The 25,822-nt window shown below is 68.6% G+C and carries 21 protein-coding genes; 10 read left to right on the top strand and 11 right to left on the bottom strand.

Annotated elements, in window-relative coordinates:
- Position 1: 1 nt before the first annotated feature.
- Complete coding sequence (gene moaC, locus ACEN9N_RS23860) at positions 2-484, bottom strand: cyclic pyranopterin monophosphate synthase MoaC (RefSeq protein ID WP_007828763.1); 483 nt, start codon at positions 482-484, stop codon at positions 2-4.
- A 54-nt stretch (positions 485-538) separates the two neighbouring features.
- On the opposite strand from moaC, the gene ACEN9N_RS23855 reads away from it, so the two are divergent.
- Positions 539-2,101 carry a M48 family metalloprotease gene (locus ACEN9N_RS23855; protein ID WP_413314229.1) on the top strand — a complete coding sequence of 521 codons (1,563 nt, stop codon included), beginning with the start codon at positions 539-541 and terminating at the stop codon, positions 2,099-2,101.
- A gap of 9 nt (positions 2,102-2,110) precedes the next feature.
- Here ACEN9N_RS23855 and ACEN9N_RS23850 read toward each other — a convergent pair whose 3' ends face one another.
- The 3 genes from ACEN9N_RS23850 to ACEN9N_RS23840 all read right to left on the bottom strand — a co-directional run bounded on the left by ACEN9N_RS23850 (position 2,111) and on the right by ACEN9N_RS23840 (position 3,848).
- Positions 2,111-2,467 (bottom strand): phage holin family protein, encoded by a 357-nt coding sequence (locus ACEN9N_RS23850; protein WP_007828766.1) that lies wholly within the window; start codon positions 2,465-2,467, stop codon positions 2,111-2,113.
- 88 nt (positions 2,468-2,555) lie between these two features.
- A complete protein-coding gene (locus tag ACEN9N_RS23845; RefSeq protein WP_007828775.1) occupies positions 2,556-3,020 on the bottom strand; it encodes a hypothetical protein in 465 nt (154 codons plus the stop codon).
- Between the two features lie 78 nt (positions 3,021-3,098).
- A complete protein-coding gene (locus ACEN9N_RS23840) occupies positions 3,099-3,848 on the bottom strand; it encodes a TerC family protein (RefSeq protein ID WP_042672689.1) in 750 nt (249 codons plus the stop codon).
- 496 nt (positions 3,849-4,344) lie between these two features.
- Between ACEN9N_RS23840 and ACEN9N_RS23835 the strand changes: the two genes are divergently transcribed.
- Positions 4,345-4,818, top strand: a complete 474-nt coding sequence (locus ACEN9N_RS23835) for a DUF3717 domain-containing protein (RefSeq protein ID WP_007828781.1) — start codon at positions 4,345-4,347, stop codon at positions 4,816-4,818.
- Between the two features lie 2 nt (positions 4,819-4,820).
- Complete coding sequence (locus ACEN9N_RS23830; protein ID WP_413314231.1) at positions 4,821-5,126, top strand: putative signal transducing protein; 306 nt, start codon at positions 4,821-4,823, stop codon at positions 5,124-5,126.
- Positions 5,127-5,136: 10 nt separating this feature from the next.
- Here ACEN9N_RS23830 and ACEN9N_RS23825 read toward each other — a convergent pair whose 3' ends face one another.
- The 4 genes from ACEN9N_RS23825 to purB form a co-directional block, all read right to left on the bottom strand.
- A complete protein-coding gene (locus tag ACEN9N_RS23825; RefSeq protein WP_007828784.1) occupies positions 5,137-5,697 on the bottom strand; it encodes a YaeQ family protein in 561 nt (186 codons plus the stop codon).
- Positions 5,698-5,744: 47 nt separating this feature from the next.
- Positions 5,745-7,880, bottom strand: a complete 2,136-nt coding sequence (locus tag ACEN9N_RS23820; RefSeq protein WP_495656418.1) for a TonB-dependent receptor family protein — start codon at positions 7,878-7,880, stop codon at positions 5,745-5,747.
- Between the two features lie 95 nt (positions 7,881-7,975).
- Entirely contained in the window at positions 7,976-9,109 is a 1,134-nt protein-coding gene (locus ACEN9N_RS23815; RefSeq protein WP_495654664.1) for a PepSY-associated TM helix domain-containing protein, read from the bottom strand.
- Positions 9,110-9,240: 131 nt separating this feature from the next.
- The gene (gene purB, locus ACEN9N_RS23810; protein ID WP_007828788.1) at positions 9,241-10,620 is read right to left on the bottom strand and encodes an adenylosuccinate lyase; all 1,380 of its coding nucleotides are present in this window, start codon (positions 10,618-10,620) and stop codon (positions 9,241-9,243) included.
- 128 nt (positions 10,621-10,748) lie between these two features.
- On the opposite strand from purB, the gene ACEN9N_RS23805 reads away from it, so the two are divergent.
- Complete coding sequence (locus ACEN9N_RS23805; RefSeq protein ID WP_007828789.1) at positions 10,749-11,360, top strand: glutathione S-transferase N-terminal domain-containing protein; 612 nt, start codon at positions 10,749-10,751, stop codon at positions 11,358-11,360.
- A 271-nt stretch (positions 11,361-11,631) separates the two neighbouring features.
- Here ACEN9N_RS23805 and ACEN9N_RS23800 read toward each other — a convergent pair whose 3' ends face one another.
- Positions 11,632-12,246, bottom strand: coding sequence for a glutathione peroxidase (locus ACEN9N_RS23800; protein WP_007828791.1), 615 nt, complete (start codon positions 12,244-12,246; stop codon positions 11,632-11,634).
- Between the two features lie 128 nt (positions 12,247-12,374).
- On the opposite strand from ACEN9N_RS23800, the gene ACEN9N_RS23795 reads away from it, so the two are divergent.
- The 3 genes from ACEN9N_RS23795 (at position 12,375) to ACEN9N_RS23785 (ending at position 14,820) form a co-directional block, all read left to right on the top strand.
- A complete protein-coding gene (locus ACEN9N_RS23795) occupies positions 12,375-13,232 on the top strand; it encodes a ferritin family protein (RefSeq protein ID WP_042672690.1) in 858 nt (285 codons plus the stop codon).
- A 145-nt stretch (positions 13,233-13,377) separates the two neighbouring features.
- Complete coding sequence (locus ACEN9N_RS23790; RefSeq protein ID WP_495654663.1) at positions 13,378-14,268, top strand: RNA polymerase sigma-70 factor; 891 nt, start codon at positions 13,378-13,380, stop codon at positions 14,266-14,268.
- Positions 14,269-14,358: 90 nt separating this feature from the next.
- Entirely contained in the window at positions 14,359-14,820 is a 462-nt protein-coding gene (locus tag ACEN9N_RS23785) for a carboxymuconolactone decarboxylase family protein (RefSeq protein ID WP_007828797.1), read from the top strand.
- A 30-nt stretch (positions 14,821-14,850) separates the two neighbouring features.
- On the opposite strand, the gene ACEN9N_RS23780 is transcribed toward ACEN9N_RS23785, so the two are convergent.
- Positions 14,851-16,020, bottom strand: a complete 1,170-nt coding sequence (locus ACEN9N_RS23780; RefSeq protein WP_495654662.1) for a septal ring lytic transglycosylase RlpA family protein — start codon at positions 16,018-16,020, stop codon at positions 14,851-14,853.
- Positions 16,013-18,808 (bottom strand): bifunctional [glutamate--ammonia ligase]-adenylyl-L-tyrosine phosphorylase/[glutamate--ammonia-ligase] adenylyltransferase, encoded by a 2,796-nt coding sequence (glnE, locus tag ACEN9N_RS23775; protein WP_042672691.1) that lies wholly within the window; start codon positions 18,806-18,808, stop codon positions 16,013-16,015. Before glnE ends, ACEN9N_RS23780 begins: the two co-directional genes overlap by 8 nt.
- Positions 18,809-18,833: 25 nt before the next feature.
- On the opposite strand from glnE, the gene ACEN9N_RS23770 reads away from it, so the two are divergent.
- From ACEN9N_RS23770 to ACEN9N_RS23760, 3 genes are read left to right on the top strand one after another with little or no spacing between them, the layout of a single operon-like run.
- Entirely contained in the window at positions 18,834-22,958 is a 4,125-nt protein-coding gene (locus tag ACEN9N_RS23770; RefSeq protein ID WP_495654661.1) for a YhdP family protein, read from the top strand.
- Entirely contained in the window at positions 22,955-23,770 is an 816-nt protein-coding gene (locus ACEN9N_RS23765) for a carbon-nitrogen hydrolase family protein (RefSeq protein ID WP_495654660.1), read from the top strand. The genes ACEN9N_RS23770 and ACEN9N_RS23765 overlap by 4 nt, the downstream gene beginning before the upstream one ends.
- Positions 23,771-23,772: 2 nt before the next feature.
- Complete coding sequence (locus ACEN9N_RS23760) at positions 23,773-25,815, top strand: two-component system sensor histidine kinase NtrB (protein WP_007828806.1); 2,043 nt, start codon at positions 23,773-23,775, stop codon at positions 25,813-25,815.
- Positions 25,816-25,822 lie beyond the last annotated feature (7 nt).

The raw sequence follows: 25,822 nt of genomic DNA, 5'->3' as shown, positions 1-25,822 counted from the left end.
CTTACCCCGCCACCCAGCTCCCCGACTTCCCCCCATGCTTCTCCAGCACATGCACATCGGTAATCCGCATCCCCCGGTCCACCGCCTTGCACATGTCGTAGATCGTCAATAGCGCCACCTGCACCGCCGTCAGCGCTTCCATCTCCACCCCCGTCGGCCCGACGGTCTCGACGGTCGCCGTGCAGGCCACCTGAGGCGCCGCCCCCGCATCGGCGATCGCAAACGCCACCGCCACGCGCGTCAATGCCAGCGGATGGCACAGCGGGATCAGGTCGCTCGTCTTCTTCGCCGCCTGGATGCCCGCGATGCGTGCGATGCCGAGCACGTCGCCTTTCTTGGCCGTTCCGGACTCGATCAGCGCCAGCGTCGCCGGTTGCATCTCGATGCGGCCGGTGGCCACGGCCACGCGGTGGGTGGCGGGCTTGGCGGCCACGTCGACCATGTGGGCCTGCCCCTGGGCGTCAAAATGGGTGAGAGAGCTCATGTGTGAACGATCGGGTTGGAGGTGCATCATACGAGCCCGAGCCACAGACGAGGAATGCCGCGCTTGACTCCACGACACCCCAGAAAACGCCAGCTGAAGCCCGCCCTGCGGTCGCTGTGCGCTACGTTCCTGATAGCTTCACAGGTGCTGTTGCCAACTTCGGCCCTGGCGCAGATGCAGGTGCTGCCCGGCCTCGGCGACGGCGGCGAGATGACGGCCAGCGCCGAACGCCACCTCGGCGACCAGATCGCCCGCGAGCTGTACCGCGACACCGACTACATCGACGACCCGGTGATCGCCGCCTACGTGCAGGACATCTGGCAGCGCCTGCTGGCGGCGGCCCGCGCGCGCGGCGAGCTCACGCCCGAGCTCGACGAGCGCTTCGCCTGGACGATCCTGCTGGGCCGCGACCGCAACATCAATGCCTTCGCGCTGCCCGGCGGCTACCTGGGGCTCAACCTCGGCCTCGTCGCCGCGGTCGGCAGCCGCGACGAGCTGGCCACGGTGCTGGGGCACGAGCTTTCGCACGTCACGCAGCGCCATATCTCGCGCATCATGACCCGGCAGGGCAAGCAGATGCCGTTGATGCTCGCCGGCCTGATCCTCGGGATGATCGCGGCCGGCAAGAGCCGCAACGGCGATGCCGGCCAGGCCGTGATGATGGGCAGCCAGGCGCTCTTTGCGCAAAACCAGCTGAGCTTCTCGCGCGACATGGAGCGCGAGGCCGACCGCATCGGCTTCGGCGTGATGACACAGGCCGGCTTCGCGCCGCAGGGCGCGGCCGCGATGTTCGAGAAGCTGCAGTACGCCTCGCGCCTCAATGACAACGGCTCGTACCCCTACCTGCGCAGCCATCCGCTGACCACCGAGCGCATCTCCGACATGCAGGGCCGCTTTCAGTTCCGCATGGACGCGGCGCCGCCGGTGCCGCTGGCGATGGACCACGCCATGATCGCCTCGCGCGCCCGCGTGCTGACGCGTCCGGGCGTCGACGTGCTCCGGCTCTGGGTCGAATCCGCCTCCAGCGGCGAGTTCGCGAAGAGTTCACCGGCCCAGCAGGCCGGCACGCTGTACGCGGCGGCGTTGTCGGCCAGGGAAATGCGCGACTACAAGACGGCCCGCGCGATGGCCGAGCGTTTGGCCGCGCGCACGGCGGACGATCCCGCCGCGGCGAAGCAGGCGCGCTGGCTCGGTGCGGAGATCGAGCTGGCCGCGGGCGCAGCGCCGAAGGCGGCCGCGCTGCTCGATGCCAGGTCGAAGGAGCGGCCCGAGATGCTGCTCGCGGCCGAAGCCGCGGCGGCAATGCGACAGCCCGCACCGATGGTTCCCGTGCTGCGCGACTGGGTCGCCGCGAACCCGCGCGATGCGGGGGCGTGGCATGCGCTCGCCACCCTCTACGGCGCGCAGAACGACACGCTGCGCGCGGTGCGCGCCGATGCCGAGGCGAACGTGGCGATCCTCGACTACCCGGCCGCGCGCGACCGCTTCAAGGCGGCCCAGGAAATCATCCGCCAGTCCAAGGTGGTCGATCACTACGAGGCGTCGATCGTCGACACCCGCGCACGGGCCGTGGAAGTGCTGGTGAAGGAGCAGGCGGCCGAGCCGCCGCTGAAGTAGCGGCTCCGCTCAGCGCCTGCCGGGTACCAGCCCGCCCAGCGCGGCCTCGATCAGCAGCCCCAGCAGCGAATACAGCAGCGAGCCGATCAGCGCGGCCAGGAAGCCGTTGACGTGGAAGCCGCCGAGCAGCCCCGACGCGGCCCAGAAAAGCAGCGCGTTGATCACGAACAGGAACAGCCCGAGCGTGATGACGGTGACTGGCAGCGTCAGCACCACCAGCACCGGCCGCACGACCATGTTGAGCAGGCCGATCACCGCGGCCGCGATCAGCGCGGAGCCGAAGCTGGCGACCTGGACGCCGCTGTAGAGATAAGCCACCGCCAGCAGCGCGACGGCGCTGAGCAGCCATTTGAGGATGATGCGCATATGGCAGGCAGGATACCCCAGGGCCTGCAAAACAACGAGCCCCGGTGCGTTGCCGTACCGGGGCTCGCCGAGGGAGTCTCGTCCTGCCTTACTCGGCCAGCTCGTTCGCCAGCACCAGCAGCGCACCCATGCCCATCACGGCGCCGGGAAAGGCCCAACCCGATTGGTGGGCCGGTGTCTGCTCCGGCGTCACCGGTTCCAGGTCGACGCCGATCTTCGGGCGGCGCGCATCGACCACGTGGACGGCCGAATGCTCGCGCTTGAGCTGTGCCGTCAGTTCGGCCAGCGGGCCCTTGGCCAGCACCGGCGTCACCTGGCCGCCATTGCGCTCCAGCAGCGGCAGCATCTGCGCCTGCACCTTGCTGAACCACTTGGCGCGCCAGTTCTCGCGCGCGCTGTGGCTCACCCACTTGCTGATGCGATGCGTCATGCGCGGCGCACAGGCCACCAGCACCCAATGGCGTGCCACGACGCTGTTCGCGTCCGGCGCAAGTTCGGCGAACTGCTCACAGGCGTAGGTGACGTCGTCGACATAAAGAATGACCTTTTCCATGGGTGCTCCTTCAGGTAGTTAGAGTGACAGAGACTGGTTCGGACACGAAGTTCGGGGCAGGGGAGCGACCACCGGCGTTCAGCCGGCCGTCACCGCCTGTTCTTCGGACTTGTTGCGGGCATGCCGCGCGGCCACCCACTTGCCGATCGCCAGCACCAGCAGCGCACCGGCCACACCGGCGGCGTACTTGACCACGTCGGTCTGCGGCACCTTCGGCACCCAGGTCCAGGCGGCGCTGTTCGCCAGCGCGGGGTCGGACACGGCCATCGTGCCGGCGATCCAGCCCAGCAGCATGCCGCCCAGCGTGATGATCATCGGGAAGCGGTCCATCAGCTTGATGACCAGCTGGCTGCCCCAGACGATGATCGGGATGCTCACGAGCAGGCCGAAGATCACGAGCGGCATCTGGTGGCTGTCGCCTGCACCTTGGGCGGCACCTGCAATGGCAATCACGTTGTCCACGCTCATCACGAGGTCGGCCACGATCACGGTCTTGACCGCGCCCCAGAGCTTGTCGCTGCCGGTGATGTTGCCGTGTGCGTCGTCATGATCGGGGGCCAGCAGCTTCACGCCGATCCACAGCAGCAGGATCGCGCCCACCAGCTTCAGGAACGGAATGGCCAGCAGGGTCAGCGCGAAGAAGATCAGGACCACGCGCAGCACGATGGCGCCGGCGGTACCCCACAGGATGCCCTTGGTGCGTTGGGCCGGCGGCAGCTTGCGGCAGGCCAGCGCGATGACGACCGCGTTGTCGCCGCCCAGCAGGATGTCGATCATGATGATCTGACCGACCGCGACCCAGAACTCCGGGGTCATGAACATTTCCATAGATTCCTCTTTTGTCTTCGCGCCCCTGTCTCTCCCTTCAGAGGCGACGACGGAGGCGCATGCAGATGCGTTTCGATTCATCCCATGCAGGGAAGGTCGAAAGCGAGGAATGAAGGCCGGGTGACACCGGGGGCTCCAGAGACTGACGACGCTTCGACCAAACCTGCACAGGTTCAAATCGAAGGTCTCGCTCGACAGCGCTGCGTGCGAGTGCACGTACGTTGTCCGACAGGCCGGAAGTGTTTTGCTTCGTATTGACGACCTGACGATTCGCGCTGCGGTGGACAGCGGTCGGGAGCTACTCCCCTTCGTGGGGGAATTAGAGCATCGAAGTTCGCGGCGGCGCAATCGAAAGTTTTCAGAGATTTAAAGAGAACCGCTTCAAGAGGCGCATGAACATTGGTGGCGACGCTCTTGTTTTGGTAGCAATCTTGTCCCTTCGCCGCTTCGGGACATTGCCGGACTATGATCGCCGTCCGCTGCTTTTTCATGCCCCATGGCCGCCATACACATCACCGACATCGAGGCCGCCATCAACCACTGGCGAGAGAAGACGCCGTCGCCCGACGGCGTCACGCTCGGCCCTGAATTGCGCGCGCTGGCCGAGGTCTACGCGCTCATGGTCTTCCATCACGAGGACGAGGTCGACGAGCTCGGTTTCCCGCCCAAGGCCTGGGCCGCGTGGATGGCCTGGTACGAGAGCACGCCCGACACGCCCTGCATCGCGATCTGCTCGACCAGCCAGGGCGACGACGAATGCAAGGGCTGCGGCCGCAGCTTCGACGAGGTGCAGCACTGGCCCGCCATGACGCCCGTCGAGAAGCGCGCCACGTGGCGCCGCATCACGATGGAAGATTCCGCCTGGCGCTTCAACCGCTATGCCGAACGCGCACGCGAAGCCGAGCCCCCGCCGCCATCCGCGGCCGAGCCCGAATTCGACCCCGACGACGAGAAGAACTGGGCGCCCTGAGCATGCGCCGCCTCGCGCAAGCCCCCAACCTCGCGATCGCGGCGGTGTGGGTGCACGCCTTGCGCGAAGAGGGCGTGGCCGCCACCGTGCAGCGCGAATTCCTCGGGGCGGTGATGGGCCAGCTGCCGCCCGACCAGTGCCTGCCCGAGATCTGGATCGACGACGAAACCCAGTTCGACCTGGCCAGGCGCCTGCTGCATGAACTGCAGCACCGCCCGCAGCGCAGCTGGCGGTGCGTGTGCGGCGAGCAGGTCGAAGGCGGCTTCGAGCAGTGCTGGCAGTGCGGCGCGATGATGCCGGCGGCTTAGCCGCGCGGGCCTACTTCCACTTGAGCAACTCGACGTCGATGCTGTTCACCCCGTCGCCCAGCGTCAGCGTGTTTTCCTGGATCGTCGCCTGCAGCTGCATGCTGCGCTGCGCCAGCGCGGCCAGCGCCTGCGAGGCATTCGTTGGCACGCGATAGACCTTCAGGTTCTGCGGCCGCGTGAGCTTGTTCTCGATGCCGCGCCACCAGATCTCGGCCGCGTGGTTGAAGCAGTAGACGATCACCTCGTCCGCCTTGCCGCAGGCCTTGATGATGGGCTTGTCTTCCGGCTGGCCGACCTCGATCCAGATCTTCACTTCGCCCGTGAAGTCGCGCAGCCAGACGTCGGGCTCGTCGACGTTCGACAAACCGGCGCCGAAGGCCAGCGTGCCGTCGCCGTTGCACACGTCCTGCAGCTGGTGCGCGTTGAGCGCGAGCGCGACGAGCCGGATCATCATGCGTTCGTCGGTCTCGCTGGGGTGGCGCGCCAGGGTCAGCGCATGGTCGGCGTAGTAGCCGTGGTCGATGTCGGCCACCGCGAGGGTGGCCTTGAAGATGGTGGATTTGAGGGCCATGGGTGCGCGAGTGTATTAGTTGGGCCCGATCGCGCACCCGGCGTGCGTCAGAACGCCACCGAAGCCTGCAGGTAGACCGTGCGCGGCTGTCCCACGTACTTGCCGCCGTTGTTGTCCACCGAGCGGTTGAAGTAGCGGCGGTCGAACAGGTTCTTCACGCCCACCGCGAGCTTCAGGTTGCGCATCGATGGGCCGAAGTCGTAGGCCGCGCGCAGGTTCATCGTGGCGTAGCCGGGGATGTCACCCAGCCGGCCGGTCGCGTCTTCCAGCGTGACGTACCTTGCGCCGTCGTCCGGCGAACCCGGCGAGCGCTGCTTCGACTGCGCGTAGATGTCGGCGTTGAAGGTCCACGGCCCGCGCTCGTAGCGCGCGCCCAGCGTCGCCACCTGGCGCGAATAGAAGGGCAGATCGCGCCCGGCGAAGGCGCCGGCCTTCGAGATGGCCTGCGTGTACGTGTAGGTGCCGGACACCGACAGCCCCTTGAGCGAGTCGCTCAGCGTGCCGAGGTCGTAGCGCAGCGCCGACTCCAGCCCGCGGTGGCGCGTCGCGCCCAGGTCGGTCCACTGGCCGACGTCGCCGGTGATGGAACGCGCCAGCAGCAGCTCCTTGTCGAAGTTGATGTTGAACAGCGTGAGCTCGCCGCTCCAGGCCTCGCCCTTGTAGTGCGTGCCGATCTCGTACGTCTTGGCCTTCTCGGGGTGCAGCCCGGTGGTCGACTGCGCGAGCTGCGCGTACTGCTGCGGCCCGAACGAGACACCCGCGTTCGCGAACACCGACCAGCGATCGCTCATGCGATGGAGCACCGACAGCGTGGGCAGCCATTCGTCGGAGTCGATCTTCGGGTAGATCGCGTTGGTGACGCGGCCGTTGGTGAGGCTGTAGACGTCGTTGAACGAGCGGATCGATTCGTGGCGCACGCCGGGCGTGATCGTCCAGTTGCCGAAGTCGATGCGGTCGTCGATGTAGAACGCGTGCGCGGTCGTGCCCCCCTTGCTGGTCTGGTAGGCCGGGTTGGCCAGGCCGAAGGCGTCGAAGCCCGGGCGCGGCTGGTAGTAGGCGCTGCGCGTCGCGACTTCGGAGGCCTCTTCCTTCAGGTAGCGGTAGCCGACGCTGACTTCCTGCACCACGCTGCCCGAATCGATCAGGCGCGAGTAGCGGGGTTCGACCGCGAAGGTCTTGTAGTTGCGCGGCGCCGAGGTGAGGCGGCGCCGGCCGCTGCTTGCGCCGGTGCCTTCCTGCTCGAGAAAGCTGCTGCGGTACGAGTCCGTGTAGTAGGTCAGCATCTCGAACTTGTTGATGCCGTCGTTGTGCGTGTACTTCACCGAGCCGTCGGTGCGGCGGCCGGTGAACTCGTCGAAGGGGCGGTCCGACTGGAACGGATTGGCCGCGAACTGCGCCGTCGTCAGGCCGCCGGGCATGCGGCCCTTGCCTTCGAAGTGGTGCAGCGTGACGGCGACGTCGTCGGTCTTCGAGATGCGGTAGGCGCCCTTGAGCATCAGGTCGTCGATGCTGGTGTGGTCGTTGCTCTGGCGGAAGCCGTCGCCGTGCGTGCCCGAATACAGCACCGCCAGGCCCAGGCCGTTCTCGTTGGTGCCGCCGATGAAGAGGTTGGGCGTGGTCTTGGTGCCGCCGCCGTGCCCGGCGCTTTCCACGCCCACGCTCACCTCGCCCGAGAACTGCTTCGGGATCGCGCGCGACACGAAGTTGATGATGCCGCCCACGTTCTGGGGGCCGTAGCGCACCGAGCCCGCGCCGCGCACCACGTCGACCGCTTCCAGGTTGCCCAGCGACAGCGGTGCCAGCGACAGCTGCGGCTGGCCGTAGGGCGCGTAGGCCAGCGGCACACCGTCGAGCAACACGGTGGAGCGCGGCGACAGCCGCGAGGTCAGGCCGCGCACACCCACGTTGAGCGAGATGTCGCTGCCGCCGGTGCCGTTGCTCTCCTGAACCTGCACGCCGGGCATCTGGCGCAGCACGTCGCGCACGTTGGACGAGCCGCTTTCCTGGATCTGCTTGCGCTCGATGATGCTTCGGGCACCGGGATGCTCGAGCACCTTGGTTTCGCTGGGGCTGCCGAGCCAGTCGCCGGTGACGGTGACGGTTTCCAGCGACTTGGCCGCGTCGGCGGCAGCGGGCTCGGCCTCGGCGGCGAAGCCCTGCAGGCTCAGGGGAAGCAGCGCCATCGCGATGGCTGTGCGTTTGCGTGTGAACAACAAGGGAGATTCCTCCTGCGGTTTTTTGATGGTGAAGAAGTGGGTCGCGCGCGGCGTGGAGCCGTTCAGGGCGCCGTCCTGCCTCGGGCAAGCGTGTCGTTGTCGCGGGCGGCGCTCGCCACGGCGCGCCGGCGCCACCACAGCCAGACGCCGCTCAGGCCCAGGCCGCCGAGCGCCAGGCCCAGCAGCGCCGTGAGCGTCTCGTGCAGCGGGCCGCCCAGCTCGCCGGTGTGCAGTGGGTAGATCACCGCCACCGCGCCGTTGCCCGCGTCGAGGTCCTGCCACTTGCGCGCGGCCAGCACCTCGCCCGTCACAGGGTTCAGCCACACCGAGCCGATGCCGTTCGGATGCGGGTCGTCCGAGAGGCGGAAGCGCACCCGCATCGGCCGGCTGGTCTTGGCGGGCACCTGGATGAAGCCGATGGGCTGGCCCGGGTACACCTGCCGGGCGCGGGCCACGAGCTCGTCCAGCGGCAGGCGCGGGCCGGCCGCCGCACCCTTGGCGATCACCGGCGGCTTCAGCGGCTGCTGCCCCATCGCGCGGGAGATGGCATCGCCCAGCGGCCGCCACGCCATGTACGCGCCCGTGGCCACCGACACCGCGATCAGCAGCCCGAGCACCGCGCCGCCGGTGCGGTGCAGGTCGAACAAGCCGCGCAGCAGCCCGCGGTTCAGCACGATGCGCAGCGAGGGCGGCCAGCGCACCGGCCACCACAGCACGATGCCCGTGACCAGCAGGAACAGGTAGGCCAGCGCGGCGAAGGCGAGCACGCCCTTGCCGGTGTCGTCCAGCAGCAGGCTGCTGTGCAGCTCGAACAGGATGTTGTAGGCGCCCTCGTGCGTGCCGCGCCGCCCCTGTTCGGCGCCGGTGGCGGGGTCGAGGTAGAGCGTGCCTTCCCACTTGCCGCGCACCAACACCCACAGCGTGTCGGTGGGCTTGCGCGGTGGGCGCAGCGTGAAGTTGGCGTCGGGGCCGAACTCGGCCGCGAGGTGCTGGCGCAGGGGCTCCAGCGGCAGCGCGGCCGTGGTGGCATCACCGGCCGAGCGGGCGATGAAGAAGTCGGGATGCGCCTGGCGGTCGAGCGGCAGCGCCATCACCAGCACGGCGCCGAGCAGGGCGGTGAGTGCGAGGATCGGACCGAGCGTGAGGCCGATCCAGCGATGAACCTTGAGCCAGAGGCGTCTCAGAGGGGTGCGCATGACCAACAGAGGAGCGGCGGGCCCCTCGGAGAATGTTGTTGGCTGGCGCCCCGCGGGGGCGTTGGCTGGAAAAGATAACCACCGACGCAAAACAGCCGCCTTCAGGCGGCTGGTGCATCGATACAGGAAGCCTAAATTCTACTGGCGAGTTCCGCCGCCTTGCCCACGTAGCTGGCGGGGGTCATAGCCAGCAGGCGGGCCTTTTCCTCCTCCGGAATGGCGAGCGAGCGGATCAGTCCGTGCAGCGCCTCGGCCGTCACGGTCTTGCCGCGCGTCACTTCCTTGAGCTGCTCGTAGGCGCCCTGCACGCCGAAGCGGCGCATCACCGTCTGGATCGGCTCGGCCAGCACTTCCCACGAGGCGTCGAGGTCTTCGGCCAGCGCTTCCTCGTTCAGTTCGAGCTTGCCCAGGCCAGTGGCCAGGCTCGCGTAGGCCAGCGTGGCGTAGCCGAAGGCCACGCCGATGTTGCGCAGCACCGTGCTGTCGGTCAGGTCGCGCTGCCAGCGGCTGATCGGCAGCTTCTCGCTCAGGTGGCGCAGCACCGCGTTGGCCAGGCCCAGGTTGCCTTCGGCGTTCTCGAAGTCGATCGGGTTGACCTTGTGCGGCATCGTCGAGGAGCCGATCTCGCCCTTCTTGAGCCGCTGCTTGAAATAGCCCAGGCTCACGTAGCCCCAGATGTCGCGCGAGAAGTCGATCAGGATCGTGTTGATGCGCGCGACGGCGTCGAACAGCTCGGCCATGTAGTCGTGCGGCTCGATCTGGATGCTGTACGGCTGGAAGTTCAGGCCCAGGCCCAGCGGCGCGGGCGTTTCGATCACCTTGCGGCTGAAGGCTTCCCAGTCGAAGTCAGGCCAGGCGGCCAGGTGGGCGTTGTAGTTGCCGACCGCGCCGTTCATCTTGCCCAGCAGCTGCACCGCGGCGATCTGCGCGCGGGCCTTCGACAGGCGCACCGTCACGTTGGCGATTTCCTTGCCGACCGTGGTCGGGCTGGCGGTCTGGCCGTGCGTGCGCGAGAGCATCGACACGCCGGCGAACTGGTGCGCCATTTCGCGCAGCTTGGTGATCAGGCCGTCGATGGCCGGCAGCACCACCTTGTCGCGCGCGGCCTGGATCTGCAGGGCGTGGCTGGTGTTGTTGATGTCCTCGCTGGTGCAGGCGAAGTGCACGAACTCGGCGGCTGCGAGCAGCTCGGGCCGGGCTTCGAACTTGGACTTGATCCAGTATTCGACCGCCTTCACGTCGTGGTTGGTGGTTTTCTCGATTTCCTTGATGGCCAGTGCGTCGGCCTCGGAAAAATGGGACACGAGGCCCAGCAGGTACTTGCGGGCGCCGCCCGTGAGGGGCTTGAATTCGGCGAAGCCGCAGTCGGACAGCGCAATGAACCACGCCACTTCGACTTGCACGCGGCGGTGCATATAGCCCTGTTCGCTCATCAGCGGGCGCAGTGCCGCGAGTTTGGCCGCATAGCGGCCGTCTAGGGGGGAGAGGGCGGAGACGGTGGAAAAGCTCATGCCCGAATTTTAGGCGGCCGCCGGTCCGTGGGGTGGTCCCGACAGATTGGGGCCGATTCGGGCTCCGGTTTCCTCGTTCACCTAAAATGACTCTCAACAAACGTCATTTAAGCAGGGAGAGAGTCTTCATGAAACTGATCGGATCCGCCGCCAGCCCTTATGTGCGCAAGGTGCGCGTGGTGCTGGCGGAGAAGCGGCTCGATTACCAGTTCGTGCTCGAGGACGTTTGGGCCTCCGACACCACGATCTCCCATTCCAACCCGCTCGGCAAGGTTCCCTGCCTGATCATGGAAGGCGGCGAGGCGATGTTCGACTCCCGCGTGATCGTCGAATACCTGGACACCCTCTCGCCGGTCGGCAAGCTGATTCCCCAGCAAGGCCGGGAGCGCGCCGAGGTCAAGACCTGGGAGGCGCTGGCCGATGGCGTCATGGACGCCGGCGTGCTCTGGCGCCTGGAAGCCACCTGGGCCGGGCGCAGCGACGGCGAGCGCAGCGCAGCCTGGATCGAGCGCCAGCGCAACAAGGTTGAGGGCGGCATTGCCGCGATGGCCAAGGGCCTGGGCGACAAGCCTTTCTGCAGCGGCATCCATCTGAGCCTGTCGGACATCGCGGTGGGCTGCACGCTGGGCTGGCTGGACCTGCGCTTTCCCGATATCGACTGGCGGGGGGAGCACGGCAACCTGGCCAAGCTGTACGACAAGCTGATGCTGCGGCCCAGCTTCATCGACACCAAACCCTGAAAAAAGGCGCCGCGAGGCGCCTTTTCAACGTCTGCGGCTGGAAGACAAAAATGCTGCGAGGCGCCCCGACGCGAAGGAGGGAGGGAGGGAGGAGGAGAAGAATCGCCTCGGGATTTCGACCGGACGACAAGCACCCGGAAGACCTCGCAACATGAAAACGGGTGGGCAATCGCTGCCCACGCGATTTAGGAGCGCGGCATCCGCTGCACGGTTCCCGCTCGTTTGGTAAACGTTTGTGTCGCCAAATTCACCACGACCGGACGTGTCGGTGTCAATTGGGTCCGAGCTGCTTCTCGATGACGTTCACGAAGCCGTTCTCATCGGGCGCCGTCATGCTCGACCACGCCTGTACGACCTTGCCGTCGCGCCCGATCAGGTATTTGTAGAAATTCCACTTCGGCGTGGTGCCCGAGGCCTGCGCGAGCTGCTTGAACAGCGGATTGGCGTCGGTGCCGCGCACCGACGACTTGGCGAACATCGGGAATTTCACCCCGAAAGTGCTTTCGCAGAAGTCGGCAATTTCCTTGTTGGAGCCCGATTCCTGGGCGAAGTCATTCGACGGAAAGCCCAGCACCACGAGCCCGCGCGCGCGATATTTCATGTCCAGCGACTCCAGCCCCTTGTATTGCGGGGTGAAACCGCAGAAGCTGGCCGTATTGACCACCAGAACCACTTTGCCGGAATACTGGCACAAAGACTGGGGTTTTTCGTCCTGCAGCCTTGGGAAGGTGTGTTGCAGGATTGCAGGACATCCCGCGGCCTCTGCCGGAGCGGGTGCCGCGGAGGCTGTCTGGGCGTGGGCCGGCAGCATCGAAACGAGGCCCGCCACGAGGGAAACCGCGGGGGCGCATCGCCAGAGCGTCGACAATAAGAAAAGGGTTCGCATCGCGGGATCCTGGTTCAAAAAGGAGATGTGCATCCGTGCCGCAGCGGCGCGTATATCCGCATCATCGCGCGTCTGTCATGGTCGCGCCAAACGGGCCGACTAAAATCGGCGGCCATAGAAAGACATTGATGCTCTATCCGGAACTCTTCAGACAACTCGAATCCGTCCGTTGGGACATGGACAAGGACATTCCCTGGCAGTCGTTCGACGCTTCCTTGCTGTCGGAAGAGCAGGCCCAGACCATCAAGATGAATGCCATCACCGAGTGGGCGGCGTTGCCGGCCACCGAGATGTTCCTGCGCGACAACCGCCACGATAGCGACTTTTCCGCTTTCATGTCGATCTGGTTCTTCGAGGAGCAGAAGCATTCGCTGGTGCTCATGGAATACCTGAAGCGCTTCAGCCCCAAGCACGCGCCCACCGAGCAGGAACTGCACGAAGTGCGCTTCGACTTCGACCCGGCCCCGCCGCTCGAAACCCTCATGCTGCATTTCTGCGGCGAAATCCGCCTCAACCACTGGTACCGCCGCGCCGCCCAGTGGCACACCGAGCCGGTCATCAAGCACATCTACACCACGCTGAGCCAGGACGAAGCCCGCCACGGCGGCGCCTACCTGCGATACATGAAGCGCGCGATGGAGAAGTTCGGCGACGAGGCCCGTGCCGCCTTCACCAAGGTCGGCGTGCTGATGGCCAGCGCGCGCCGTACCGCGCAGGCGCTGCATCCGACGAACCTGCACGTCAACAAGGCGCTGTTCCCCAACGACACCATCCAGAGCCGCATGCCCGACCCGGACTGGCTGGAGCACTGGCTCGACAAGCAGATCAAGTTCGACGCCGTCTGGGAAACCAAGGTCGGCGAGCGCATCCTGCACAACCTGAGCCTGCTGATGAACCGCAGCTTCAAGACCGTGCAGGAGCTGAACCGGTACCGCAAGGAAATCGCGGCGACCCTCGGCCCCAAGCCTGAATACCAAGGCGCATAGCTGTTGTTCGCCCCCAAGGCTGCGCGCGCTTCGTGTCGCTTCGCCAGCCCCCTGCGAGGGGCGGCCGTGCGCGGCGGCCCTGCCGGAAATGCCACCCTCTCTTTAGGGGTTGTCACAAACCTCGGCCGTCATCCGTCTTATGGCCATGGACGACCCGACCCTCACCTTCGACAGCCACCGCAGCCGCCTGCAGGGCATCGCCTACCGCATGCTCGGCTCCATGGCCGAGGCCGAAGAGGTCGTGCAGGACGCCTGGCTGCGCTGGCACGAAGCCGACAAGGCGAGCTTCGACAGCGCCGAAGCCTGGCTCGTGACCGTCGTCACCCGCCTGTCGATCGACCGGCTGCGCGCCGCCAAGGTCCAGCGCGAGCACTACATCGGCGCCTGGATGCCCGAGCCCGTGCTGACCGATGCGCCCGAAAGCCCCGAACAGCTGCTCGAGCGCGCCGACAACATCTCCGTCGCCTTCCTCGCGGTGCTGGAGCGCCTCGCGCCCGAGGCCCGCGCCGCCTTCCTGCTGCGCGAAGTGTTCGACGCCGACTACGACGAAATCGCCCGCACGCTCGGCAAGAGCGAGGCCGCCTGCCGCCAGCTCGTGCACCGCGCCAAGGCGCAGGTGCAGGAGGGGCGCCCGCGCTTCAGCGTGCCGCGCGAAACGCACCAGCGCCTGCTGCGCGCCTTCGCCGACGCCGCCGCGCGCGGCAGCCTGCAGGACCTGAAGGCGCTGATGGCCGAGGACGTCGAACTCATTGGCGACGGCGGCGGCAAGGTGCAGAGCTTCAGCAAGATCCTGCGCGGCAGCCAGCGCCTGGCGCAGCTCTACTTCGCGCTCTGGCGCCGCCTGGGGCCGGCGGTGCGCATGGAGCTGGTCGAGATCAACGGCGAGCCCGGGCTGCTGCGCTTCGTCGACGGCGCACTCGAATCGGCCCAGACCTTCGAGATCGAGGACGAGCGGATCGTGCGCATCCGCGCGCAGCGCAACCCGGACAAGCTGGCGCACATCGCACGCCTGTATTTTTCTTCGCCGAAAGAATAATTTCGCGCGGTGTGTCACAAGGCGCTCGGCCGGCACGTCTTCAGGGGGTAGGCAGATTCGTTTCAACCCACTCATTGGAGTCAGAGCACCATGAACAGCACCCCCCGTCTCAACTGGTACAAGACCGTCCCCAAGGCCTTCCAGGCCATGCTCGGCGTGAACGGCGCCTACGAGGCCACCACGCTCGGCAAGACGCTGCTCGACCTGGTCTACGCCCGTGTCTCGCAGATCAACGGCTGCGCCTATTGCCTCGACATGCACGTGCGCGACCTGCGCCAGCAGGGCGAAGACTGGCAGCGCATCAACAGCCTCGCGACCTGGCGCGAAGTGAGCTTCTTCAGCGAGCGCGAGCGTGCCGCCTTCGCCTGGGCCGAAACGCTGACGCGTCTGTCCGAGCACCATGGCGGCCGCGACGCCGAGTTCGAGGCGCTGCGGGCGCATTTCAGCGAAGTCGAGATCGCCGAGCTTTCCGTCGCCATCGCGCAGATCAATGCCTGGAACCGCATGGGCGTCGGCATGCGCATGCCGGTGGCCGTCAAGGCCATGCCCTGAGCCGTCGCCGAGGCGGCCTCGGGGCAGCGCTCAGCGGCGCTCCACCACCATCGGCGAGATGCGCAGGCTCTCGCGCAGCTGCGTGACCGCCTCGCCGGCCGCATTGCGCGAGGTGAAGGGACCGGCCTGCAGCCGGTGCGTGCCAGCCTCGCTGAAAACCCGCAGCTGCGATGCCAGCGAAGGCACGCCGCGGGACGCCTGGTTCTGCAGGCTCTCGGCACCTTCGCGCTCACGGAACGCGCCGAGCTGAACCCAGAAGCCCGGCAGGGCGGTGGACGGTGCGGGCGCTCCGGCCGCCGGCAGCGCGGATGGTGAAGGTGCGGCTTGCAGCGGCGCGAGGTCGTTCACCACGATGGCCTGGCGTGGCGGCGTGGAAGGCGGCCACTGTGCCGATTCGGTTTCGGTGCCGGGCGGATTGCCCGTCGCCATCGGTGTTTGCGGCGCGACCGGCATCGTCGACGCGGGCGGCGGCATGTCGTTGTCCGCCGCGGCTATCGGCGCCACCCATTCGGCCGGCACCCGCACTTGCTGCGCGCTCGCCACACGTGCCGCCGGCACCCGCGCGGAGACGGGCACGAGGGCGGGCGCAGCGGCGTAGGCCGTGCCGGCGTCGCGCCGCCATGCGCCGGTGCGGATGTCCTCGTTCGTGATCCGCTCGATCTCCACCGGTGCCACGCCGCGCAGCAGGTCGAGCTTCAGCGCGGCCGTGTAGCTCAGGTCGATGACGCGGCCGTCCACGAAGGGCCCGCGGTCGTTCACGCGCACGATCACCTCGCGCCCGTTGGCGGGGTTGCGCACGCGCACGTAGCTCGGCAGCGGCAGCGTCTTGTGCGCGGCGGTCATTGCGTACATGTCGTAGGGCTCGCCGCTCGAAGTGGATGCCGCATGGAACTTGCGGCCATACCAGGAGGCTAGCCCCGATTCGCGGAAGGGCCGGTCGTCGGTGATCGGCTGGTAGCCGCGGCCCAGCACGGTGTACGGCTTGCTGGTGCCGCCGCTGGCACGGATGGATTCGATGCGGGGCTCGGCGTCGGGCACGCTGGCGAGGTCCGGCGGAATGTTCGTGCCTGGCCCGTCGCGGCCGCTGGCAACGCCGCCGCCGCTGCGCGGACCGCTGGCGCAGCCCGCAAGAAGGATGGCGACGGCGACCGCGCACGCGGCCAGCGCGGTGGTGGCGGGAGAACGGACGCCGTCAGCCAAATACGGCCTTCCATAGTGCCAGCATCGCGTCGCGCTCGGCGGCCAGTGCGGGCGGTGTGACCTGGGTCGGCTCTTCGTTCAGGCGCGCGCGATGCTGCACGCGGCGCAGCTCGCGATAGGCCCGTGCCGCATTGCGGCCCACGCCTTCAGGCAGCAGTCCCGCGAGTTCGGCGCGCAGCAGCAGGGCGATGTTGCCCACGTTCGGAATCAGCTCGGGGTGCTCGCCCGACGACGACAGCACCAGGAACTGCACCGCGAATTCGGCGTCGACCATGCCGCCGGGGCTGTGCTTCACGTCGAACCGGTCGGCCTTCACGGGCCGCGCGCCACGCAGCTTGTCGCGCATCGCGATGATCTCGGCCTTCAGTGCCTCGCGGTCGCGCGGCGACACCAGCACGGCCTCGCGCACCTGGTCGAAGCGCGCGCCGAGTTCGGCGCCGTGGTCCTCGCTGCCGAGCACGAAGCGCGCGCGCGTCATGGCCTGGTGTTCCCAGGTCCACGCGGTATTGCTGCCGCGGCCGAGCTGGTACTTTTCGTAGGCTTCGAAGCTGGTGGTCAGCAGGCCCGAGTTGCCGTTGGGACGCAAGGCGGTATCGATCTCGAACAGGTCGCCTTCGCGCGTCTTCACCGTGAGCCAGTTGATGAGCTTGCGCACATAGGCGGCGTAGACCTCGCCGGCGCGCTCGTCGTCGTCGTCATAGACGAACACGATGTCGAGGTCGCTGCCGTAGCCCAGTTCCTTCCCGCCCAGCTTGCCGTAGCCGATGATCGCGAACTGCGGCACCTCGCGGTGCCGGTTGCGCACGTGCGGCCAGCACCAGTGGGCGGTCACGCGCAAAGTGGTGTCGGCCAGCGCGCTCAGGTCGTCGGCCACCTGCTCGACCGTGATGCGGCCATCGACGTCGCGTGCCAGCGTGCGGAACACCTCGGCGTGGTGGGCGTGGCGCAGCAGGTTCAGCAGGCGCTCTTCGTCGGCTTCGCCGGTGCGGGTGAGCGAGGCGTGGCGCGCCTCGAGCTCGCGCTCGAACTCGGCGGCCACGAAGCGGCCCGACAGCATTTCGTCGCTCGCCAGCTCGTCGATCACGCCCGGGTGCTGCATCAAGTAGCGCGCGGGCCACTTCGCGGCGCCGAGCAGGCGCAGCAGGCGTTGCTGCACGGCCGGGCGTTCGACCAGCAGCGCGAGGTAGCTCTCGCGGCGCAGCAGCGGTTCGATCCAGTCGGCCCAGCGCAAGGCCGCGTCGACATGGCGCGGCGTTTGTCCCGGGCCGTCGCCATCGGGCTCCTTGAGCCATTGGCCGGTGCGCTGCACCAGCTGGCGCAGTCGCCCGCGCGTCTCCTCGCGCAGGGCGAGCACGCGCGGCGTTTCGCACCAGTCGCGGATGCGGTCGGCGAAGGCGGCTGGCAGATCGTCGAGCAGATCGGCGAGATCGGCCGGCGCGGCGGAGGCCTTCTTGCCATTGCACTTGCCGTTGCAGGGCTTCTCGCCGCCGAGCAGCTTGTCGAACTCCTGCGCGACGAACTCGCGGTGCGTGTCGAGCTGCTCGAGGAAGGCGCAGCAGTCGTAGCCCATGGTCTGGGCAATCCAGCGCAGGTCGTCGTCGGACACCGGCAGCGCGTGGGTCTGCTGGTCGTCGAGGTATTGGATGCGGTGCTCCACGCGGCGCAGGAACTCATAGGCCGCCGCCAGCGCATCGGCGGTTTCCTGCGGCATGAGGTTGGCGCGCGCGAGGCGCTGCAGCGCATCGAGCGTGGGCCGCGTGCGCAGTTCGGGGAACTGGCCGCCGCGCACCACCTGCAGCAGCTGCACGGTGAACTCGATCTCGCGGATGCCGCCGCGCGACAGCTTCACGTCGTTGGCGCGCTCGGGCCGCCCGGCGCTGCGGCGCGCCGACTGCTCGCGGATCTGCCGGTGCAGCACGCGCAGCGAATCGAACACGCTGTAGTCGAGGTAGCGCCGGAACACGAAAGGCAGCACCGCGCCGCGCAGCCCCTGGGCTTGGCCCGCGAGCACGATGTCGCGCGGCGCCACCACCCGGCTCTTCATCCAGGCGAAGCGCTCCCACTCGCGGCCCTGCACCTGGAAATATTCTTCGAGCGCATCGAGCGAGACCACGCTCGGGCCCGAATTGCCGTTGGGCCGCAGCGCCAGGTCGACACGGAACACGAAGCCGTGCTCGGTGGTGTCGCCCACCAGCGCGTAGATGCGCTTCACGGCGCGCCCGAAGTATTCCTGGTTCGACAGCCGGCCGCGGCCGTCGGCATCGCCGGCGGTTTCGCCGTCGACGTCGTAGAGGTAGATCAGGTCGATGTCGCTCGACACGTTGAGCTCGCGCGCGCCGAGCTTGCCCATGCCGACGATCCACAGCTGCGAGCGCTGGCCTTCGGGGCCAAGCGGGGCGCCGTGCGCGGTGTCGAGTTCGTGGCAGGCGTCCTGGCACGCAATATCGAGTGCCAGCTCAGCCAGTTCGGTGACGGCGGTGGTCACCACGGCCAGCGGCGCCTGTTCGTCGCAGTCGAGGGTCACGAGCCGCTCCATCACGAGCTGCCGCACAATCCGCAGTGCATCGCCGACGTTGTCCCCACGCCGGCGCAATGCCTCGTAAGCCACCATCATCGACTCGCGCCGCGGCGCACCAGGGGGAAGCAATGAAAGCTCGGCCGCATACCTGCGACGCAGGCGCTGCACGAAGCGTGAGTAAGAAGATGACGCGGCCTGCGTCGAAGTGTCTGGCAAGTGGTTCACACTGATGCTGGTTTCCGTGGAACCCCTCTGAATGCTGGCGGTCATAATTCCCGACACAGCGCGATCCTCAATGAACGACACGGCGTCTTCCCCTTCACGTCTGCTCAAATTAACCGCTGTGACAGCGCGCTGGCTGCTGAGTCTGTTGATCGCTGCATGGCTTCTGCTGGCGCTGTCAGTCGTTGTCCTACACGCGTGGATTGTGCCGCGAATCGGCGATTTCCGCGGTGCACTGGAGGCACAGGCTAGCAAGGCGATCGGCGTGCCGGTCCGCATCGGATCGATCACCGCCCGCTCCGAAGGGCTTTTCCCGGCCTTCGAATTGCGCGACGTGGTGCTGCTCGACGCCGGCAAGCGCGAGGCCCTGCGCCTCGTGCGCGTGGTGGCCAGCGTGTCGCCGCGCTCGCTCTGGAGGCTCAACTTCGAGCAGCTCTACATCGAGGGACCGCAACTCGACGTGCGCCGCGACACTCAGGGAAAACTCCATGTGGCCGGTTTGCACATGGCGACCGACACGAGCGGAGAAACTCGCGGTGCTGACTGGTTTTTTGCCCAGCGCGAACTGGTCATCGAAGGCGGCACCGTGCGCTGGACCGACGAGCAGCGCCAGGCCGAACCGCTGCTGCTGACGGACGTGCGCTTCGTCGCGCGCAACAGTGCCCGGCGCCACGGGCTGCGGCTCGACGCCACGCCGCCGGCCGGCTGGGGCCAGCGCTTCACCCTGCGCGGCCAGTTCCGCCAGCCGCTGCTGTCCATCCGCAGCGGCCACTGGCAGACCTGGGACGGCCAGCTCTATGCCGACCTGCCCTACATCGACGTGACCCGGCTGGGCCAGTACGTGTCGCTCGACGCCCGCATCCGCGAAGGCAACGGCGCGCTGCGCCTGTGGGCCGACGTGGACGACGGCCAGGTCGTCGGCGGCGCGGCCGACCTGGGGCTCGACAAGGTCGACGTGTCGCTCGACAAGGGCCTGCAGCCGCTGGTGCTGCGCACCGTCACGGGCCGCCTCGCGGGGCAGCTCACCGAGGAGACGCTGGAGTTCTCGACCACCGCGCTGCAGTTCGACACCAGCGACGGCCTGCGCTGGCCCGGTGGCAACCTGTGGCTGCAGCACACGCCGAACCGGGGCCGCACGCCCGAGCACGGCGCGCTGCGAGCCGACCGCCTCGACCTGGCTGCGCTGGCCCTCATCGCCGACCGGCTGCCGCTGGGCGACGCCACGCACCGCATGCTCGACGCCTACGCACCGCGCGGCCTCGTCGAGCGCGTCGACCTAAACTGGCAGGGCCCGCTGGGGGCGCCCAGCCGCTACCAGGCCAAGGGCCGCGTCAGCGGCCTGCGCATCGCCTCGCAGCCCGGCAGGCTGGATGCGGCGGCCACACCGCCCAAGACCCGTCCCGGCACCCCCGGCCTGAGCGGCGCCGCGGTCGACTTCGACGCCACCCACACCGGCGGCACCGCCACGCTCGCCATCGCACAGGGCACGCTCGAATTCCCGGGCGTGTTCGAAGAGCCGGTCATTCCCATCGACCGGCTCTCGGCGCAGCTGCAATGGAAGCTCGACAACGGCAACGCGCAGCTGCAGCTGTCGAAGCTGCGCTTCGCCAACACCGACGCCGAGGGCGATGCCGAAGCCACCTGGCGCACCAGCGACCCGGCCGTCTCCAGCGGCCACGGACGCTTTCCCGGCGTGCTCGACCTGCAGGGCAAGCTGACCCGCGCCGACGGCACGCGCGTGTTCCGCTACCTGCCGCTCGACATTCCGCAGCACACGCGCGACTACGTGCGCAACGCCGTCACCAAGGGCGTCGCCAGCAGCGTTGACTTCCGCGTGCGCGGCGACCTGCACGACATGCCCTTCATGGACCCGAAGCAGGGCGACTTCCGCATCGCCGCCAAGGTGGCCGACGTCAACTACGCCTACGTGCCGCCGTCCTCCGCGCCGCTGCGCAACGGCACGCCCGCCCCGGTGTGGCCGCCGCTCACCGGCCTGTCGGGCGAGCTCGTGTTCGAGCGCGCCGGCATGCTGGTGCGCAACGCGCGCGGCCGGATCGTCGGTGCACCCGGTGTCGAGATCACCAAGGCCGAGGCGCAGATCGCCGACATGTCGCACCATGCCTCGGTGCTGCGCGTCGATGCGCAGGCCAAGGGGCCGCTCGGCGAGGTGCTGCGCGCGGGCGCGCCGCTGGCCGGCGAAACCGGCGAGATCATGCGGACCGCGCGCGCCACCGGTTCGGCCGACTACAAGCTGCACCTCGAACTGCCCCTCGCGGCCATGGAAAACGCCAAGGTGCAGGCCACTGTGGCGCTGGCCGACAACGAGCTGCAAGTCGTGCCCGAGGCGCCTTCGCTCACGCAGGCCAAGGGCACGCTCAGCTTCACCGAAACCGGCTTTTCCCTGGCCGGCGTGCAGGCCAGGCTGCTCGGCGGCGACATCCGCGTCGAAGGCCGCGGCCGCTTCACCGGCCCGAATCGCGAGGTGGCCCTGAAGGCGCAGGGCACGGCCACGGCCGAGGGCCTGCGCGGTGCGCGCGAGGTCGACTGGCTCGCCCGCCTCGCGAAGAAGGCGACCGGCAGTACACCCTATGCGGCCACTTTCTCGATGCGCGACGGCACGCCCGAGTTCTCGCTCACCAGCAGCCTGCAGGGCCTGGCGCTGCAGCTGCCGCCGCCGCTCGTGAAGACGGCCGAAGAGCAGATGCCGCTGCGCATCGAGAAGAAGGTGCTCGCGCGCGAAACCACGAAACAGGGTGCCATCGTCGCCACGCAGGACCAGCTCTTGCTCGACCTCGGCCGCGTCGGCGCCGTCCAGTACGTGCGCGATCTCGCTGGCAACGAGGCGCGCGTGCTGCGCGGCAGCATCGGCGTCGGCCTCGCGGCCGGCGAGACGGCCAGCCTGCCCGACAAAGGCGTGTTCGCGAACGTCAACGTCGCCAAGCTCGACATGGCGGCATGGCAGGCGCTGCTCGGCGAGGCGACCGGCACCGGCACCGAGACGGCGGAGCGCACCGACGACCCCTCGCAGGCCTACCTGCCCACGCGCATCGCGGTGCGCGCGCAGCAGCTCGGCATCGCGGGCCGCACGCTGCACAACGTGGTGCTCGGCGGTACGCGCGACGGCGCTGTCTGGCGCGCCAACATCGACGCCACCGAACTCAGCGGCTATGCGGAATACCGCCACGCGCAGGCCGGGCGCCTCCATGCGCGGCTCGCGCGGCTGAAGATCGCACCGGCCGAGGCCACGCAGGTCGAGACCCTGCTCGACGAGCAGCCCGGCACCCTGCCGGCGCTCGACATCGTGATCGACGATTTCGAGTTGCTCGGCAAGCGCCTGGGCCGCGCCGAGATCGACGCGGTCAACCGCGGGGGCGCGAGCCGCGAATGGGCGCTCAACAAGCTGACCTTCACCATGCCCGAGGCCAGCTTCGCGGCCAAGGGCAGCTGGGCGGCGGTGGCTGGTGCCGCGGCCGGCCAGCGCCGCACCGCCATGACGTTCAAGCTCGACATCAGCGATGCCGGCGACCTGCTCACGCGCTTCGGCATGCCGGGCGTGCTGCTGCGCGGCCGCGGGCGGATCGAGGGCGATGTCAACTGGCGCGGTTCGCCGTTCTCGCTCGACTACCCGAGCCTGGGCGGGCAGCTGCAGGTCGACGTGGAGCAGGGCCAGTTCCTCAAGGCCGACCCGGGCCTGGCCAAGCTGCTCGGCGTGCTGAGCCTGCAGGCGCTGCCGCGCCGGCTCACGCTCGACTTCCGCGACGTCTTCAGCCAGGGCTTCGCCTTCGACTTCATTCGCGGCGACGCGAAGATCAACAAGGGCATCGCCAGCACCAACAACCTGCAGATGAAGGGCGTCAACGCCGCCGCGCTGATGGACGGCTCGGCCGACATCGTGCGCGAGACGCAGAACCTGCGCGTGGTGGTGGTGCCCGAGATCAATGCGGGCACGGCCGCGCTCGTGGCCACCGCCATCAACCCGGCCATCGGCCTGGGCACCTTCCTCGCCCAATGGGTATTGAGCAAGCCGCTGGCGGCGGCCGCCACGCAGGAGTTCCATATCGAAGGCACCTGGGCCGACCCCAAAATAGCGAAGGTGCCGCGCACGCTGCAACTGCTGCCCCAGAGCATTCCGGCCATCCCCGGCCTGCCGGGTTCGCCGGCCGCGAACGAAGGCAAGAAAACGGAGACCACGCAATGAAAGTCGCAGCCATCCAGATGGTGTCGGCCATCGCCCGCGAAGCCAACCTCGCTCGCGCCCACGGCCTGCTCGCGCAGGCGGCCGCGGCCGGCGCCGAGCTGGCGGTGCTGCCCGAGTATTTCTGCATGATGGGCGCGCGCGACACCGACAAGCTGGGCCTGCGCGAGACCGCCGGCGCCGGCGCGGTGCAGGGCTTCCTGGCCGACGCGGCGCGCGAGTTCGGCCTGTGGATCGTCGGCGGCACGCTGCCTATCGAGAGCACCGACGCCGAGCACGTGTTCAACAGCTCGCTGGCCTTCTCGCCCCAGGGGCGGTGCGTGGCGCGCTACGACAAGATCCATCTCTTCTTCTTCGACAACGGCACCGAGCGCTACGACGAGCGCCGCGTCATCGCGCCCGGCACGCAGCCCGTGGTGTTCGACCTGCCCTCGCGCGACGGCCACAGCTGGCGCGTGGGCATGAGCGTGTGCTACGACCTGCGCTTTCCCGAGCTCTACCGCGCGCTCGCGAAGCAGGGCGCCGACCTGCTGCTGGTGCCCAGCGCCTTCACGCGCACTACCGGCGCCGCCCACTGGGAGGTGCTGCTGCGCGCCCGCGCCATCGAGAACCTGGCCTGGGTGGTCGCACCCGCGCAGGGCGGCACGCACGAGAACGGCCGCCGGACCTGGGGCCAGTCGCTGGTCGTCGACCCCTGGGGCGCGGTGGTCGCGCAGCAGGCCAGCGAAGAAGGCGTGGTGCTGTTCGACATCGATGCCGCGAGGGTCGAAAGCACGCGCGCGCAGCTGCCCGTGCTTTCGCACCGCGTTCTCTAGCGATGTCCGATGCGCTGCTGACCGTCGCACCGCAGCGGTGGGCGCTGCTGGCGTTCGCGCGGCTGCGCTCGCTGTGGCAGCGCTGGTTCCTGTGGCTGCTGATGGCGGTGCTGGTGTCGGTATTGCTGGTGACGGTGGTGTGGCTCGCCGGCCGGCACGAGGTCGAGCAGGTGCAGGCCGCGCTCGACCGCGACACCGCCGACGCCGTCTCCGACCTGCGCAGCGGCTTCCAGCGCAATGCGCAGAGCCTGCGCGCCACGCAGGCCGCGGGCGCCGACCGCACACAATGGTCCACGGCCGCGGCCGCGCTGCTGCGCGAGCACCGCGAATGGCTGCGGCTCGAATGGCGCGATGCCGCCATGCGCACGCAGCAGGCCGTCAACACGCCCTACCGCATGCGCCTCCTCGACGAGGAGAGCCGCGGTCCCGAGCAGTCCGACGTGACGCTGGCCTGCGCCGCCGCGCGCAAGCTCGGCGCGCCGGCCTATTCGCCGAGCCACTACGTGCCGATCGCCGGTGGCGGCGGCATCGAGGTGATGGAGCTGTGCCTGCCGATCGATGGCGGCGGCTACCTCGTGGCGAGCTACTCGCTGCGCGATGCGCTGATCGAGCTGGTCGGCCCCACGCTCACGCGCGGCCAGGAAGTGGCATTCACCGAGGCCGACGGCACGCGGCTGGTGGCGCTCGGCAGTTCGCGGCGAGTCGGTACGCGGGTGTTCACCTCGCAGCAGCTGATCGACCTGCCGGGCGCCGCGCTGATGCTGCGCGTCGACGGCTGGCGCGCCGCGCCCGACCTGTTCCCGAACATGCTCACCGCGCTGGTCACGGCAATCTCGATCGCGCTGGTGTCGGTGCTGGTGCTGCTCGCGCGCGACACGCGCAGGCGCCTGCGCGCCGAGCGCGACCTGGCCGACGCGCTGGCCTTCCGCAAGGCGATGGAAGACTCGGTCATCACCGGCCTGCGCGCGCGCGACCTGCAGGGCCGCATCACCTACGTGAACCCGGCCTTCTGCGAGATGGTCGGCTTCAGCCCCGAGGAGCTCATGGCGGACAGCGCCGACGCACCCTATTGGCCGACCGAACTGGCGCACGAGTATCAGCAGCGGCAGGCCCGGCGCCTTGCCGGCGGCATGCCGCCGCGCGAAGGCTTCGAGTCGGTCTTCATGCGCAAGGACGGCACGCGCTTTCCGGTGCTGATCTTCGAAGCGCCGCTGATCAACGCCCACAAGGTGCAGACCGGCTGGATGAGCGCGTTCATCGACGTGAGCGAGCAGCGCCGCATCGAGGAGCTCTCGCGCGCCAGCCAGGAGCGGCTGCAGGCCAGCGCACGGCTGGCGACCGTCGGCGAGATGGCATCGTTGCTGAGCCACGAGCTCACGCAGCCGCTGGCCGCCATCGCCAGCTATGCGAGCGGCTCGCTCAACCTGCTCGGCCCGCATGCGAAGGGCGACCAGGGCGAAGTGGCGATGGCGGTGAGGCGCATCGCCGAGCAGGCCGATCGCGCGGGCCAGGTCATTCGCAGCGTGCACGACTTCGTGCGCCGGCGCGACCGCACGCGCGAGGCCGTCGCGCCGCAGGCGCTGATCGACGCGGTGCTGCCCCTGGTGCGGCTGCAGGCGCGCAAGCTCGGCGTGACCATCGAGGTGGTGCTCGAGGACCGCCTGCCGGCGGCCATGTGCGACCGCACGCTGGTCGAGCAGGTGCTGCTGAACCTCGCGCGCAATGCGATGCAGGCCATGGACGGCCCCGACAACGCCGGCAGCCGCGTGCTGCGGCTGCGCGTGGCGCGTGCCGTCGCGGTGGGGGGCACGGGACAGGAAGACGGGCGGCGCTGGCTCGAATTCTCGGTGGCCGACCTGGGCAGTGGCATCGGCGAGGACGTGGCCGAGCGGCTCTTCACCCCCTTCTTCACCACGCGCGCCGACGGCATGGGGCTCGGCCTGAGCCTGTGCCGCACGGTGGTGGAGCAGCACGGCGGGGCGCTGGTGTTCGAGCCGAACAAGCCGCGCGGCACCGTATTCCGTTTCACGCTGCCGGCCGCTTGACGGCGCC

Source organism: Variovorax sp. Varisp46 (assembly GCF_059491885.1).
This window is presented reverse-complemented; position numbering and strand designations above follow the sequence as displayed.

Excerpts from the sequence above, each read along its gene's own strand:
- moaC (WP_007828763.1), bottom strand. The coding sequence starts at position 484 with ATGAGCTCTCTCACCCATTTTGACGCCCAGGGGCAGGCCCACATGGTC.
- ACEN9N_RS23855 (WP_413314229.1), top strand. The coding sequence starts at position 539 with ATGCCGCGCTTGACTCCACGACACCCCAGAAAACGCCAGCTGAAGCCC.
- ACEN9N_RS23850 (WP_007828766.1), bottom strand. The coding sequence starts at position 2,467 with ATGCGCATCATCCTCAAATGGCTGCTCAGCGCCGTCGCGCTGCTGGCG.
- ACEN9N_RS23845 (WP_007828775.1), bottom strand. The coding sequence starts at position 3,020 with ATGGAAAAGGTCATTCTTTATGTCGACGACGTCACCTACGCCTGTGAG.
- ACEN9N_RS23840 (WP_042672689.1), bottom strand. The coding sequence starts at position 3,848 with ATGGAAATGTTCATGACCCCGGAGTTCTGGGTCGCGGTCGGTCAGATC.
- ACEN9N_RS23835 (WP_007828781.1), top strand. The coding sequence starts at position 4,345 with ATGGCCGCCATACACATCACCGACATCGAGGCCGCCATCAACCACTGG.
- ACEN9N_RS23830 (WP_413314231.1), top strand. The coding sequence starts at position 4,821 with ATGCGCCGCCTCGCGCAAGCCCCCAACCTCGCGATCGCGGCGGTGTGG.
- ACEN9N_RS23825 (WP_007828784.1), bottom strand. The coding sequence starts at position 5,697 with ATGGCCCTCAAATCCACCATCTTCAAGGCCACCCTCGCGGTGGCCGAC.
- ACEN9N_RS23820 (WP_495656418.1), bottom strand. The coding sequence starts at position 7,880 with ATGGCGCTGCTTCCCCTGAGCCTGCAGGGCTTCGCCGCCGAGGCCGAG.
- ACEN9N_RS23815 (WP_495654664.1), bottom strand. The coding sequence starts at position 9,109 with ATGCGCACCCCTCTGAGACGCCTCTGGCTCAAGGTTCATCGCTGGATC.
- purB (WP_007828788.1), bottom strand. The coding sequence starts at position 10,620 with ATGAGCTTTTCCACCGTCTCCGCCCTCTCCCCCCTAGACGGCCGCTAT.
- ACEN9N_RS23805 (WP_007828789.1), top strand. The coding sequence starts at position 10,749 with ATGAAACTGATCGGATCCGCCGCCAGCCCTTATGTGCGCAAGGTGCGC.
- ACEN9N_RS23800 (WP_007828791.1), bottom strand. The coding sequence starts at position 12,246 with ATGCGAACCCTTTTCTTATTGTCGACGCTCTGGCGATGCGCCCCCGCG.
- ACEN9N_RS23795 (WP_042672690.1), top strand. The coding sequence starts at position 12,375 with ATGCTCTATCCGGAACTCTTCAGACAACTCGAATCCGTCCGTTGGGAC.
- ACEN9N_RS23790 (WP_495654663.1), top strand. The coding sequence starts at position 13,378 with ATGGACGACCCGACCCTCACCTTCGACAGCCACCGCAGCCGCCTGCAG.
- ACEN9N_RS23785 (WP_007828797.1), top strand. The coding sequence starts at position 14,359 with ATGAACAGCACCCCCCGTCTCAACTGGTACAAGACCGTCCCCAAGGCC.
- glnE (WP_042672691.1), bottom strand. The coding sequence starts at position 18,808 with ATGACCGCCAGCATTCAGAGGGGTTCCACGGAAACCAGCATCAGTGTG.
- ACEN9N_RS23770 (WP_495654661.1), top strand. The coding sequence starts at position 18,834 with ATGAACGACACGGCGTCTTCCCCTTCACGTCTGCTCAAATTAACCGCT.
- ACEN9N_RS23765 (WP_495654660.1), top strand. The coding sequence starts at position 22,955 with ATGAAAGTCGCAGCCATCCAGATGGTGTCGGCCATCGCCCGCGAAGCC.
- ACEN9N_RS23760 (WP_007828806.1), top strand. The coding sequence starts at position 23,773 with ATGTCCGATGCGCTGCTGACCGTCGCACCGCAGCGGTGGGCGCTGCTG.